This is a genomic window from Nonomuraea sp. NPDC049625, assembly GCF_040675285.1.
Lineage (GTDB): Bacteria > Actinomycetota > Actinomycetes > Streptosporangiales > Streptosporangiaceae > Nonomuraea > Nonomuraea angiospora_A.
The window spans coordinates 825,017-838,746 of sequence record NZ_JBFAOQ010000002.1; the positions used below are offsets into that span (position 1 = coordinate 825,017).

At 70.7% G+C, this 13,730-nt stretch carries 12 protein-coding genes; 7 read left to right on the top strand and 5 right to left on the bottom strand.

All coding sequences use genetic code 11. The features are described 5' to 3' along the window. Nucleotides 1-7: 7 nt before the first annotated feature. Entirely contained in the window at nucleotides 8-1,351 is a 1,344-nt protein-coding gene (locus AB0J87_RS11230; RefSeq protein WP_363964264.1) for an ATP-binding protein, read from the bottom strand. Nucleotides 1,352-1,430: 79 nt separating this feature from the next. After that, a complete protein-coding gene (locus AB0J87_RS11235; protein WP_363964266.1) occupies nucleotides 1,431-2,924 on the bottom strand; it encodes a glycoside hydrolase family 13 protein in 1,494 nt (497 codons plus the stop codon). 301 nt (nucleotides 2,925-3,225) lie between these two features. Here AB0J87_RS11235 and AB0J87_RS11240 point away from each other — a divergent pair, with 301 nt between their 5' ends. The 7 genes from AB0J87_RS11240 (at nucleotide 3,226) to AB0J87_RS11270 (ending at nucleotide 11,155) form a co-directional block, all read left to right on the top strand. Further along, nucleotides 3,226-4,506 carry a maltose ABC transporter substrate-binding protein gene (locus AB0J87_RS11240; protein ID WP_363964268.1) on the top strand — a complete coding sequence of 427 codons (1,281 nt, stop codon included), beginning with the start codon at nucleotides 3,226-3,228 and terminating at the stop codon, nucleotides 4,504-4,506. 2 nt (nucleotides 4,507-4,508) lie between these two features. Then, a complete protein-coding gene (locus AB0J87_RS11245) occupies nucleotides 4,509-6,089 on the top strand; it encodes an ABC transporter permease subunit (RefSeq protein WP_363964270.1) in 1,581 nt (526 codons plus the stop codon). Continuing rightward, a complete protein-coding gene (locus AB0J87_RS11250; RefSeq protein ID WP_319714304.1) occupies nucleotides 6,086-6,925 on the top strand; it encodes a sugar ABC transporter permease in 840 nt (279 codons plus the stop codon). The genes AB0J87_RS11245 and AB0J87_RS11250 overlap by 4 nt, the downstream gene beginning before the upstream one ends. Continuing rightward, complete coding sequence (locus AB0J87_RS11255; protein ID WP_363964272.1) at nucleotides 6,926-8,710, top strand: glycoside hydrolase family 13 protein; 1,785 nt, start codon at nucleotides 6,926-6,928, stop codon at nucleotides 8,708-8,710. 56 nt (nucleotides 8,711-8,766) lie between these two features. Continuing rightward, nucleotides 8,767-10,023: a right-handed parallel beta-helix repeat-containing protein gene (locus tag AB0J87_RS11260; RefSeq protein WP_363964274.1), complete on the top strand. Its 1,257-nt coding sequence runs from the start codon at nucleotides 8,767-8,769 to the stop codon at nucleotides 10,021-10,023. Nucleotides 10,024-10,231: 208 nt separating this feature from the next. Further along, nucleotides 10,232-10,843 carry a TetR family transcriptional regulator gene (locus tag AB0J87_RS11265; protein WP_363964276.1) on the top strand — a complete coding sequence of 204 codons (612 nt, stop codon included), beginning with the start codon at nucleotides 10,232-10,234 and terminating at the stop codon, nucleotides 10,841-10,843. A 9-nt stretch (nucleotides 10,844-10,852) separates the two neighbouring features. Further along, a complete protein-coding gene (locus AB0J87_RS11270; RefSeq protein ID WP_350726862.1) occupies nucleotides 10,853-11,155 on the top strand; it encodes a hypothetical protein in 303 nt (100 codons plus the stop codon). A 4-nt stretch (nucleotides 11,156-11,159) separates the two neighbouring features. Here AB0J87_RS11270 and AB0J87_RS11275 read toward each other — a convergent pair whose 3' ends face one another. The 3 genes from AB0J87_RS11275 to AB0J87_RS11285 form a co-directional block, all read right to left on the bottom strand. Continuing rightward, nucleotides 11,160-11,861, bottom strand: a complete 702-nt coding sequence (locus AB0J87_RS11275; RefSeq protein WP_363964278.1) for an SDR family oxidoreductase — start codon at nucleotides 11,859-11,861, stop codon at nucleotides 11,160-11,162. A gap of 22 nt (nucleotides 11,862-11,883) precedes the next feature. Further along, complete coding sequence (locus AB0J87_RS11280; protein WP_363964280.1) at nucleotides 11,884-13,041, bottom strand: thiolase family protein; 1,158 nt, start codon at nucleotides 13,039-13,041, stop codon at nucleotides 11,884-11,886. A gap of 76 nt (nucleotides 13,042-13,117) precedes the next feature. Then, entirely contained in the window at nucleotides 13,118-13,681 is a 564-nt protein-coding gene (locus tag AB0J87_RS11285; RefSeq protein ID WP_350726865.1) for a TetR/AcrR family transcriptional regulator, read from the bottom strand. Between the last annotated feature and the right edge of the window lie 49 nt (nucleotides 13,682-13,730).

Below are 13,730 nucleotides of genomic sequence, written 5' to 3' on the forward strand. Positions count from 1 at the left end.
AAAGCGGTCAAACGGCCGGAAGTCTCAACACAAATCGCGCCCCGCCCACACGGTCCTCAACGGTGATCTGGCCCCCATGAGCCACCACGACGTCACGCGCGATGGCCAGGCCCAGGCCCGTTCCGCCGGCGTCGCGGCTGCGGGCGGCGTCCAGGCGAGTGAAGCGCTGGAAGATGCGCTCGCGATCCTCCTCGGCGATCTCCACGCCGTCGTTCTCGACCGCCAGCAGCGCCGTGTGCTCGCCCTCCCTGCGGACCTCGACCTGGACCGTGTGCTCGGCGTGGCGCTGGGCGTTGTCCAGCAGGTTCGTCAGCACCCTGGCGAGCTGGAGCCGTACGCCCTCGACCACCACCCCCTCGGTCAGTTCCACGTGCACGGGCACCTTGTCGCAGCGCACGGTCAGCTCCTGGCGCACCAACTCGGCGAGGTCCACCCGCTCCTTGGCCACGTCCACCCGGGAGCCGATCCTGGCCAGCAGCAGCAGGTCGGTGATGATGGCCTCCAGGCGGTCGGTGTCGCGCAGCGCGCTGTCCACCAGCGCCTCGACGTCGGTGTCGTCGGGATAGAGCTGGGCGCTCTCCAGCTGGGCGCGCAGGCCCGCGATGGGGGTGCGCAGCTCGTGCGAGGCGTCGGAGGCGAACTGGCGCTGCTGCTGGGCCGAGCGTTCCAGCCGGGCCAGCGTGCCGTTGACGGACCTGGCGAGCTGGGACACCTCGTCCTGGCCCGGCGGCTGTGTGACGCGCCGGCTCAGGTCGCCCGCGTGTACGGCGTCCAGCTCGGCCCGCAGGGTCGCCACCGGCCTCAGCGCGCGCCCCGTGACCAGCCACGTGGCCCACGACGCCAGCCCGATCAGCACCCCGACCTCGATGAACACCACCACTTCCAGGCCGCGGTTGGCCAGCAGGTCGGGCGTGCTGCGGCCCGCGTAGACCACGGGGGAGTCGGCGAACAGGCTCACCCGGACGGCCGTGACGTGGATGCACTCGGTCGGCAGGCAGTTCATCACGCTGACCACCCGGTTCTCGGGCGTGGGGCGGATGTCGCTGAGCGGCGGCAGGTTCCTGGCCGCGTCGCTGCTGGCCAGGATCTGCCCGTTGGGGCCGACGACCTGGATCAGGTCCACCGGCGGGTTGGGCACCGGGATGGCGGCGCCCATGGGCAGCGCGCCGCCGCGCATCTCGTACGCGATCCGCTCGGCCGTGTCCCGGGTGTCGCGGAAGACGCTGGCCGTCATCAGCGATCTGGCGGTGATCACCCCGGCGACGGCCACGGGGATGAGCACGAGGGCGGCTACAGCCGTCGCGATGAGGGTGACGCGTCCGCGCAGGGATCTGGCCCACCAGGGTGGCACCCTGTGAGGTTACCGAGCGTGATTACCGACATTTGCCGCGTTAAGGGAAAGATTCCCCCAACCCCGGGGCCGGATCCGGTCAGCGCTGGATCCAGACCGCGGTGTCCGGCGGGATGGCCCCGTCCTCGGCCAGCGGGCCGCTGGACAGCAGCACCTCGCCGCCCAGGTCGAGCCGCACCGGCTCCTCGCCCGTGTTGAGCACCACGACCAGCCCCGGGTCGCGCTCGATGGCCAGCACGTCCTTGGGGGAGTCGAGCCACGTCACGGTGCCGCCGCCGAGCGCCGGGTGCTCCCTGCGGAGCTTCAGCGCGGCGCGGTAGAGGTTCAGGGTGGAGGCGGGGTCGTGCTCCTGGGCCTCGGCCGACAGCGGCCCCCACGAGGCGGGGATCGGCAGCCAGGGGTCGCGCCAGCCGAAGTCGCCGGAGGCGGTCCACGGGATCGGCACCCGGCAGCCGTCGCGGCTCTCGCCGGTGCGCCGGAAGGCCGGGTCCTGGCGCAGCTCGTCCGGCAGGTCGAGCACCTCGGGCAGGCCCAGCTCCTCGCCGTTGTAGAGGTAGGCCGAGCCGGGCAGGGCCAGCATGAGCACCGTGGCCGCCCGGGCGCGGGCCAGGCCGCCGTGGCGGGTGACGTGGCGGGGCTTGTCGTGGTTCGACAGCACCCACGTGGTGGGCGCGCCGACCAGCTCCGACTCCTTCAGCGCCTTCTCGATGACGGTACGGAACGACTTGGCGTGGAAGTCGGCCATCATGAACTCGAACGAGAACGCCTGGTGCAGCTCGTCGGGCCCGACATAGCGGGCCAGCCGCTCGGGGGAGGACACCCACGCCTCGGCCACCGCCATCCGGCCGCCGGGGTAGGAGTCGAGGATCGGCCGCCACTCGCGGTAGATCTCGTGCACGCCGTCCTGGTCGAAGTACGGGAGCTGCTCGTCGCCGAGCATCTCGGCCTGGCGGCCCTCCTTCGGCCCCACGTCGGGCAGCCCGGCGGCCTTGATCATGCCGTGCGCCACGTCGACCCTGAAGCCGTCCACGCCCCGGTCGAGCCAGAAGCGCAGGATGTCGCGGAACTCGGCGCGCACGTCCGGGTTCTCCCAGTTGAGGTCCGGCTGCTCGGGGGCGAACAGGTGCAGGTACCACTGCCCGTCCGCCACCTGCGTCCAGGCGGGGCCGCCGAAGATCGACTCCCAGTCGTTGGGCTCGTCGCGGAAGATGTAGCGGTCGCGCAGCCCGGCCTGGAACCAGGGGTGCCGGTCGGAGGAGTGGTTCGGCACCAGGTCCACGATGACCCTGATGCCCTTGTCGTGGGCGTCGGCGATGAGAGCGTCGAAGTCGGCGAGCGTGCCGAACATGGGGTCCACGTCCCGGTAGTCGGCCACGTCGTAGCCGCCGTCGGCCATGGGGGAGGTGTAGAAGGGGCTCAGCCAGATGGCGTCCACGCCCAGGTCGGCGAGGTAGCCGAGGCGGTCGCGCACGCCGGCGAGGTCGCCCATGCCATCGCCGTCCGCGTCGGCGAAGCTGCGCGGGTAGACCTGGTACACGACGGCGTCACGCCACCAGTCGTCGTTGCCGAGCATGGCTGTCCTTCCCTGGATGCCCGAGATGTCCCGTGAGGTTGTGGTGAAGGATGTCGCGGTCGTTCGGCCGGGGTCAAGCGCAACTTGCGGAAAGTTGCATACGTCACCCTGACCCGCCCGTACTCCTGCCTGAGGCCGCTTGCGGGAGGCGCTTTCGCGGGGTTCGGTGAGGATCACGTAACGCTCTTTCGCAAGTTCTTCCAATTCTTGCAAAGAGCCGCTAACGTCCCGGAAACGTTAGAGCTTTCTTCCGGCGGCGCTCGCGTGGCACCGCCGTTCCTGCGTGACCTCAGGAGGTCCCATGCGCATGCGGGCTCTGGGTGTGGCCGCTCTCGCGACCCTCGCTTTCGCCGCCACGGCGTGCGGCGAATCCCAGCCGGCTTCCCCGTCGGCGTCCCCGGCGGCACCCGGTGCGTCCGCCTCCGCCCCGGCGGCCAAGAGCGGCGGCACACTCGTGATCTGGGCCGACCCCAGCCGCGTCAAGCCGCTCAAGCCGTTCGCCGACCAGTTCGGCACCGAGAACGGCGTGACCGTCGAGGTGAAGGAGATCAGCAAGGACAACCAGACGACCTTCCTCACCGCCTCCCAGCAGGGCAGCGGCCCCGACATCATGATCGGCGCGCACGACTGGATCGGCAACCTCGTGCAGAACGGCGCCATCGACCCCGTCACCCTGACCGACGAGCAGAAGGCCGCCTTCTCGGCCAAGGCGATGCAGGCCGTGACGTTCAACGGGCAGGTCTACGGCGCCCCGTACGCGGTGGAGAACATCGCCCTGATCCGCAACACCAAGCTCGCCCCCGACGCGCCCGCCTCGATCGAGGACATGATCGCCAAGGGCAAGGAGCTCAAGGCGGCCGGCAAGGTCAAGGAGGTGCTCTGCATCCCCGTCGGCCAGAAGGGCGACGCCTTCCACGTCTACCCGATCTTCGCCTCCGCGGGCGGCGCGCTGTTCGGCGCCACCTCCACCGGCGACCCCGACCCCAAGCAGGTGCTGGTCGGCTCGCCCGACTCGGTCAAGGCGTTCGGCAAGCTCAAGGACCTGGGCGAGAAGGGTGACGGCGCGCTGCGCACGTCGATCACGAACGAGAACTACATCGTGAACTTCGCCGGCGGCAAGTGCGCCTACCTGATCTCCGGCCCGTGGGCGATGAGCGAGGTCAAGAAGGGCGGCATCACGTACGACATCACGGCCGTCCCGTCGTTCAAGGGCGGCAAGCCCGCCACCCCGTTCGTCGGCGTGCAGACGTTCTTCGTGGCCTCCAAGGGCAAGAACAAGGCCCTGGCCCAGGAGTTCGTCGCCAACTACGTGACCAACAAGGACGTCGCGAAGGCGCTCTACGAGGCCGACCCGCGGCCCCCGGCGCTGACCGCCGCCCTCCAGGAGGTCCAGGCGAGCGACCCGGACGCCGTCAAGTTCATGGAGGCGGGCAAGGACGGCCTGCCGATGCCGGCCATCCCCGAGATGGCGGCCATCTGGGAGCCGTTCGGCATCGCCGAGAACGCCGTCGTCAAGGGCGGCGACGCGGCCAAGGCCGCCGCGGCCGCGCAGAAGGCCATCGACGGCTCGCTCAAGCACTGATCATGACCCTCGACGTGCGCGAGGCCCCAAGAAAAGGCGGGGAGCCCAAGGCGGCTCCACGGCCCCGCCGGGAGATCACCACGGCGTTCGTGGTGAGCAGGATCGCGGTGCTGGCCGTGGCCGCCGCGATCCTGCTCTACGCCGCGCCGCCGCTGGTCGCCGCCGAATCATGGGTCTCGCTGGGGCTGCTGGGCGCCGTCAGCGCGGCCATCGCCTGCCTCTACCTGACCCGCCGCTTCATCCCGGCCAAGTATCTGGTCCCCGGCACCGTCTTCCTGATCGCGTTCCAGGTGTTCCCCGTGGCCTACACGGTCACCACCGCGTTCACGAACTTCGGCGACGGGCACCGCGGCGACAAGGCCGCCGCCGTCACCGCCATCGAGACCGGCTCGGTGCGCCAGACCCCCGGCTCGCCCGAGTACGCCATGACGGCCGCCCTGCGCGGTGACGAGCTGGTGTTCCTGCTGGTCGACCCCAAGACCAAGCAGGTGCGGCTGGGCGACGCCAAGGGGCTGTCGCCGCTGGCGGGCGCCCAGGTCGGGGTCACCGGCAAGGTGCTGGCGGCCCCCGGGCTGACCGTGCTCAAGACGCCCGAGGCCGCAGCCCGCGGGCAGGAGATCTCCGCGCTGGCCGTGCCGACCGGCGACGGCGTGATCAAGGCGAACGGGCTCAGCCGGGCCGTCGAGGGCAAGGCGGCGCTCGTGTACGACGCCGGCTGCGACTGCGTGCGCGGCAACGGCGACACCTGGATGGCCGACGAGAGCCAGGGCTTCTTCGTCAACGCCAAGGGCGAGCACCTGGCGCAGGGCTGGCAGGTCGGCGTCGGCCTCGACAACTTCGCTCGGGTGCTGACAAATCCGACTATTTCGGGATATTTCGCGGGGGTGTTCGGCTGGAACCTGGTCTTCGCGCTGGCCTCCGTGCTCGGCACGTTCGCGCTCGGCATGTCGGTCGCGCTGGCGCTGCACCACCCGCGGATGCGCGGCACCCGCTTCTACCGGATCGCGCTGATCCTGCCGTACGCGATGCCCGCCTTCGCCATGCTGCTGGTCTGGCGTGACATGTTCAACCGCGACTTCGGCCTGATCAACCAGCTTCTCGGCGCCAACGTCGACTGGCTGGGCGAGACCGGGACCGCCCGGTTCGGGGTGATCCTGGTCAACCTCTGGCTCGGCTTCCCGTACATGTTCCTCGTCACCACCGGCGCGCTGCAGGCCATCCCGCGCGAGCTGACCGAGGCGGCGGCCATCGACGGGGCCACGCCGTGGAAGGCCTTCCGGCGGGTGACGCTGCCGCTGCTGCTGGTGGCGCTCACGCCGCTGCTGATCTCGTCGTTCGCCTACAACTTCAACAACTTCAACGCGATCGCGCTCACCACCGAGGGCGGGCCGTTCCCGGCCGACAACCCGCAGGTGGGCGGCACGGACCTGCTGATCACCTACACCTTCAGGCTGGCGTTCGGGGCGGGCGGGGCGCAGTTCGGCTTCGCCGCGGCGGTCTCGGTGTTCATCTTCACGATCGTGGCCGTCATCTCGGCCGTGGCGTTCCGCCGTACCCGCAAGCAGGAGGAGGTCTACGCGTGAAGCTCGCCCTCAGGCACGTCTTCGTGCTGATCGTGTGCGCGTTCGCGCTCTTCCCGATCCTGTTCGTGGTCTCGGCCGCGATCAACCCCATGGGCACGCTGGCCTCCACCGACCTGCTGCCGACCGGGGCCAGCCTGGCCAACTTCGCCCACCTGCTGACCTCCGACAGCTACCCGTTCGGCCGGTGGTTCTTCAACTCGGTGTTCATCGCGCTGGTGGCGTCGTTCGCGAGCCTGCTGCTGTCGATGCTCGCCGCGTACGCCTTCAGCCGCATGCGCTTCGCGGGCCGCCGGGTCGGGCTGCTGGCGCTGCTGCTCATCCAGATGTTCCCGCAGTTCCTGGCCATCGTGACGATCTTCATGATCTTCACCAGGGTGACCGAGCTGTATCCGGCCTTCGGGTTCAACACCGTGTGGGGGCTGATGCTGCTCTACCTCGGCGGCGCGCTCGGCGTGAACACCTGGCTGATGAAGGGCTTCCTCGACACCGTGCCGAAGGAGCTGGACGAGGCCGCCACCGTGGACGGGGCCACGCACGCGCAGATCTTCTGGCGGGTCATCATGCCGCTGGTCACGCCGATCCTCGCGGTCACGGCGCTGCTGGCGTTCATCGGCACGATGAGCGAGTTCCTCATGGCGAACGTGTTCCTGCGCGACCCCGAGAGCAAGACCCTCGCCGTCGGCATGTACGGGATGATCGCCGGCGACCACCGCAACGCGAACTTCGGCATGTTCGCCGCGGCGACGCTGCTTACCGCGATTCCGACGGTGAGTGTGTTCCTCTGGTTGCAGAAGTACATCGTCTCCGGGCTCACCGCCGGGGCTGTCAAGGGATAGGTGCATTTGCGCTTCATCGGGGAGCCGCATCACGACGGCTCAGCTCTCTACGTCTCCGAGCAGGAGCCCGCACTCGGCTCGCGGGTGACGCTGTGGCTGCGGGCGCCGCTGGCCGCCGGGATCACGGGCGTGCACGTGCGTACCGTGCACGACGGCGAGCCGCGCTACGCCGAGGCGGCGCCGGACCCGTCGCGGCGGGAGACCGGCGGGTACGGCGGCACGGACGTCTGGTGGCGGGCCGAGATCACCGCGGTCAACCCGGTGACCCCGTACCGGTTCCTGCTCGCCACGCGGGGCGGCCAGGCGTGGCTGACCGCGGCCGGGCTCGTCACCCACGACGTGACCGACGCGGGCGACTTCCGCCTCGTGTGCCATCAGCCGCCGCCCTCCTGGATGTCGGACGCGATCGTCTACCAGATCTTCCCCGACCGCTTCGACCGCTCCCGGCCCATGCGCGACCTGCCCGACTGGGCGCTGCCGCGCGACTGGGACCACGACCCGGTCATCCCCGCCGGCCCCGGCACCTCAGGGCAGTTCTACGGCGGCGACCTCGACGGCGTCGCCCAGCGGCTCGACCACGTCCAGAGCCTCGGCGTGAGCACCGTCTACCTGACGCCGATCTTCCCCGCCCGCTCCAACCACCGCTACAACGCCTCCACGTTCGAGCACGTCGATCCGCTGCTCGGCGGCGACGAGGCGCTGCACCGCCTGTCCGGCGCCCTGCACGCCCGCGGCATGCGGCTGCTCGGCGACATCACCACCAACCACTGCGGCGACACCCACGAATGGTTCACCGCGGCCGTCTCCGACGTGAACGCGGTCGAGCGCGAGATGTTCTACTTCGACCCCGACTCCGGCGACTACGAGTCCTGGTGGGGCGTCAAGACGCTGCCCAAGCTCAACTGGGGCAGCGAGCTCGTCCGCGCCCGCATGCGGGCCGTGCTGAAGAAGTGGCTCGGGCCGCTGGACGGCTGGCGCGTGGACGTGGCCAACATGACCGGCAGGCGGGCCGCCGACGACCACAACCACGAGGTCGCCGCCATGCTGCGGGCCGAGCTGGGCCCCGAGGCCGCGTTCATCGCCGAGCACAACCACGACGCCTCCTCCGACCTCGACCGCGACGGCTGGCACGGCACCATGAACTACGGCGGCTTCACCCGCCCCGTCTGGACCTGGCTGCGCGGGCCCGAACTGGACCTCGACCACTTCCTCGGCGTGCCGGGCGGCGTCCCGGCGCGCGACGGGACGGCCGCGCTGGCCACGTTCCGGTCGTTCGCGTCCCACATGTCGTGGCGCTCGCTCGTCCACTCCTGGCAACTGCTCGACTCGCACGACTCGCCCCGCATCCGCACCGTCACCGGCTCGCGCGAGCGCCACCTGCTCGCGCTCGGCCTGCAGGCCACGCTGCCGGGCACGCCGATGGTGTTCGCGGGCAGCGAGTTCGGCCTGACCGGGGTGAACGGCGAGCACTCCCGCACCCCGATGCCCTGGAACCGGCCCGCGGACCAGGACCTCCCAACGCTGGCGGCCTACCGGGAGCTGTTCGGGCTGCGCCGCGCCGAGCCCGCGCTGCGCCACGGCGGCCTGCGCTGGCTGCACGCCGACGCCGACTGCCTGATCTTCGCGCGGGAGACGTACGAGGAGTCGATCCTGGTGTGCGTGCGGCGGGCGCCCGGCGCGCCGCTGCGCCTCGGCGTCCACGCGCACGGCCTCTACAACGCCGAGGACGGGGACGTGCTTCCGGGCGACGGACCTTCGGTGCGTCTCTGGCGTCTCGCGCGCTGATCACGCTACCTTGGGCTACCCCCCCATCCGCTCCAACTCGATAGTGGTGTGCTCGAATGAGGTTGCTGCCCGTAGCCGTCATGGCGGCTGTCCTGCCTGCTTTCTCGCCTGCGGCCTCGGCCCACGCGCTGGCGGGCACCACGTACTACGTGGACTCGAAGTCGGGTAACGACGACGCGGCGGGCACCAGCGCCACCGCGCCGTGGAAGTCCCTCGACAAGGTCAACTCCGCCGACCTCAAGCCGGGCGACGCGGTCAGCTTCAAGCGTGGCAGCTCCTTCACCGGCCCGCTCAAGCTGGAGGCCAACGGCACCGCGGCCAGGCCCATCGTCATCCAGGCGTACGGCACCGGCCCGCTGGCCAGGATCAGCGGCATGGACGACGACTGCGTCGTGCTCAGCGGCGACCACTGGCGCGTCGGCGGCCTGCGGGCCTCCCGCTGCCGCTGGGCCGGCTTCGAGGTCGCCGGCGACAGCAACGAGCTGGCCGGCGTGCAGGCCGACGGCAACATCGCGGGCGTCTACGTCACCCCGTCCGGCTCGCGCAACGTCATCCGCGACAGCGTCCTGACCGACAACAACCGGATGAGCGTCAACGACGAGGGCGGCGACAACGACTCCGGCGCCTTCGGCGTGCTGCTCAACGGCGACGACAACCTCGTGACCGGCAACACCATCACCGGCAGCTACGCCAAGAGCGCCGACTACGGCACCGACGGGGCCGCCGTCGAGATCTTCGACGGCGACCGCAACCGCGTCACCCACAACATCTCCAGGAACAACGAGACGTTCACCGAGCTCGGCGCCCAGAAGGGCAAGACCGCCACCGGCAACGTGTTCGCCTTCAACGTCGTGACCTCCTCCCGCAGCCGCGGCTCGTTCCTCATCACCCGTGGCCCGCGCCACATCGTCGGGCCCGTGAAGGGCACGATCGCCGTCCAGAACTCGGTCTACCTGCCGGCCCGGGACACCATCGGCTGGTCCTGCCACGACGGCTGCGCCCCGTCGATCCTGAAGCTGCGCAACAACGTGATCGTGGTGGGCGGCGAGGCCGGCTGGGAGGACGGCAAGGGGGCCGACGAGGGCGGCAGCGTCTACCAGGGCCGGGTGAACAAGTTCAAGCTGGGGCCGAAGTCGATCGTGGCCGACCCGAAGTTCGTCTCCCGTACCGACCTGCGGCTGCGGCCCGGCTCGCCGGCGCTCGGCCGCGGCCTGACCCTCAGCCCCGCGTGGTACGGCGGCAAGGCGCTCGGCAAGGACATGGTCGGCAGGCCCCTGGCCGGCGCGCCCGACGCAGGCGCCTACCAGCGCTGACGCGCCCCTCCTGGCCCTTCCCGCATCGGCGTCGCCCCCTGCGCCGGTGCGGGGACTCCTGGGCCACGTGGCACCGCCATACCCATGGACGCCAGGGGCGCGGTCTGCCGCGCTCCCCATTCCCCCCAAAGGACCGCAACCCCGGACGGTGGGAAAGGCTCCTCCGCCTGGCGAGTGTAAAGATGCAGTGAGTGTAAGCTTGCATGCCATGGAGGAGTCCCGGCGCGAGCGCAAGAAGCGGCAGACCAGGCAGTTGCTCGTCGGCACGGCGCTCAGGCTGTTCGCCGAGCAGGGATACGAGCAGACGACCGTCGCGCAGATCGCCGCCGCGGCCGACGTTGCCACCAAGACGTTCTTCAACTACTTCCCGACCAAGGAAGACGTGCTGTTCGCCGAGGTCCTGGAGTACATGGAGCAGATGGCCGGCGTGGTCGCCGAGCGCGAGCCGTCGGACCGCGTCGCCGACGTGCTGCTCAAGACCTACGACCGGGTCATCGCCCACTACCTGACCAAGGGCCCGCTGGCGGGCGACCGCGAGCTGACGAAGGTCTACGACCACCTGGTCGCGACCGTGCCCTCCATCCAGGCCAAGGCCCTGCACATGATGTTCGGGGTGCAGCGCGAGGTGGCCCGGCACCTGCTGGAGGCCTTCCCCGACGAGCTCGACCCGATCAGCGCCGCGGCGGTGGCGGGGGCGTTCGTGGGCGCGGTCCAGGGGGCGGGCGGCGCCGCCCGCGAGGCCGGCCAGTCCGATGAGGAGATCGTGGCCTCGATGGCCCGCGCCGCCGAGATCGCCATCGGCGGGCTGCGCCCGTTCTAGAGTGGACGGGTGCTTCCAGATCTTCGCCAGCCGCTGGTGCGGCAGCTCGCCGAGTCCGACGTCCCCCGGCGCTACTGGCACCTGGGCGACGAGGACGGGCGGGCCTGGCTGTTCGAGAGCGTCGAGGGCGACGGCCTCGAACAGTGGGCGATCAGGCAGGTGCTGGTGGGCGCCGACCGGACCGCCCGCCGCTACTGGTGGCGCCACCTGCAGGACGAGTACGGCTTCCTCACCGACCAGCCGCTGGAGGTCTGGGAGCTGGCCGAGATCACGGAGCAGGCGTTCGAGGCCGTCTGGGAGGCGAGCGACTGAGGCGTCAGCTGCCGGCGGCCAGCACCGGGTAGAGGCGCTCCAGCTCGCCCGAGAGCCCGGCCTTCGACTGCCGGCTGATGGCGTCGGCCAGCACCTCGTAGGCCCCGGTCTCCAGGGCGTCGAGGGCCTGCGCGACGACCTCCTCGGGGGTGATCTTGGGTCCGGTGACGTGGGCGGCCATGTCGGTGTCGATGTAGCCCGCGTGCACCCCCAGGACGTGGGTGCCCTGCTCCTTCAGCTCCAGCCGCAGGGCGTTGGTCAGGGACCACGCCGCCGCCTTCGACGCGGCGTACCCGCTCGCCTGGGGAAACGTGATGAACGACAGCACCGACAGGACGTTCACCAGCGCCCCGCCGCCGTTGCGGGCCAGGACGGGGGCGAAGGCGCGGCTCATGGACAGCGTGCCGAAGTAGTTGGTGTCCATCTCGGCGCGCGCCGAGTCCAGGTCCGAGCTGCCGGAACGCGAGATGCCGGCGTTGTTGACGAGCAGGTCCACGTCGCCGCAGCGCTCGGCCGCGGCCGCGACGGCGGCCGGGTCGGTGACGTCGAGCTCGATCGGGGTGAGGTTCGTGCCGGTGATCGTGGCGGGGTTCCTGGCGGCCGCGTAGACCGTGCGGGCTCCCCGGTCCAGGAGGGCCTGGGCGAAGGCGGCGCCCAGGCCGCGGTTGGCGCCGGTGACGAGTGCGACGCTGCCGGAGATCTTCATGACGACTGCTCCAAAGGTGTTGTCAGGGACGTTCGAGGATGAGGGCGTTGGCGAGGCCGCCCGCCTCGCACATGGTCTGCAGCGCGTAGCGGGCGCCGCGCTCGGCCATGGCGTGGACCAGGGTCGTGGCGATGCGGGCGCCGCTGGCGCCCAGCGGGTGGCCGAGGGCGATGGCGCCGCCCTTGACGTTGACCTTGGCCGGGTCGGCGCCGGTCTCCTGGAGCCAGGCCAGCACGACGCTCGCGAACGCCTCGTTGACCTCGAACAGGTCGATGTCGGCGAGGCTCAGCCCCGCGCGGCGCAGGACCTTCTCGGTGGCCGGGATGACGCCGGTGAGCATGAGGATCGGGTCCGAGCCGACGACGGCGAAGCTGTGCAGGCGGGCCAGGGGCCGCAGGCCCAGGCGGGCCGCCGTCTCCGAGGTGGTGACCAGTACGGCCGCCGCCCCGTCGTTGATCGGGCTGCTGTTGCCCGCGGTCACCGACCAGTCGATCTGCGGGAACCGCTCGGCGTAACCGGGGTCGGTGAAGGCGGGCCTGAGCCCGGCCAGGATCTCCGGCGTCGTGCTCGGGCGTACCGACTCGTCCCGGTCGAGGCCGCCGACGGGCGCGAGCTCGCCGGCGAAGGAGGAGGCGGCGGCCTTGCGGTGCGAGCCGGCGGAGAACTCGTCGAGTTGCTCGCGGCTGAGCGACCACTTGGCCGCGATCAGCTCCGCGCTGATGCCCTGCGGCACCAGGCCGCCGGGGAAGCGCGCGGCCAGCGCCGGGCCGAACGGGTCGGCGCCCGCGGGCACGTTCGACCACATCGGCATCCGGCTCATCGACTCCACGCCGCACGCCACCACCAGGTCGTACGCGCCGGACATCACCCCTTGGGCGGCGAAATGCACCGCCTGCTGTGACGAACCGCACTGCCGGTCCACCGTGACCGCGGGCACCGACTCCGGGAGGCCGGCCGCCAGCCAGGCGTTGCGGGTGGTGTTCATGGCCTGCTCGCCCACCTGGTCGACGCAGCCGCCGATCACGTCGTCCACCAGGGACGGGTCCACCCCGCTGCGCTCGATCAGGGTGCGCAGCGTGTGCGCGAGCAGGTCCACCGGGTGGATCGCGGACAGGCCGCCGCCCGGTTTGCCCTTGCCGATCGGAGTACGTACGGCTTGCACGATGACGGCATCACGCACAGCGCCCTCCTCATCAGTTGGAAAACTGAACCCACTCTAGACTCGGTGGGTTTGATTTTCCAACGGACCACCTTGATCAGGAGGTGGAGCGCGCGAGGCCGTCGATGATCAGCTGGATGGCCGCGTCGAAGGTGCGGCCGATCTCCTCGGGATCGTCCGACATGTGTCCCTCGGTCTCGGCCAGGATGAAACCCGAGACGAACGCGTGCAGGATGTCGCTCGTCCGCCGCAGCTCCGACTCCGGCACCCCCGCCAGTCGCAGGATGCGGTAGAGCGTCTGCCAGACGGGCAACCGCCGGTCGGCGACGAGCCTCGGATGGGTGTGGACATATCTCCATATGGCGGGGTGTTCTTTCGCGTGCCGGTGATAGTCCAGCGCCAGCGCCATGAGCTGCTCCTCCCACGGGGCGCCGTCGTCCGGCGGGACGTGCATGCGCTCGGCCGTCGTGGCGCAGACCAGCGCCAGCAGCGCGTCCTTGCTCTCCACGTGGTGGTAGAGCGACATCGGGTTGACGTTCAGCTCGGCCGCCAGCTTGCGCATGGACAGCCCGTCCACCCCGCTCTCGTCCATCAGGCGCACCGCCGTGGTGCCGATCTCGTCGAGGGTCAGGGGTGCGCCCCTGCGTGCGCTCACTGCCATACACCGTATGGTAGCGTCAGCCATACGGTGTATGGCTACTCGAAGGGAG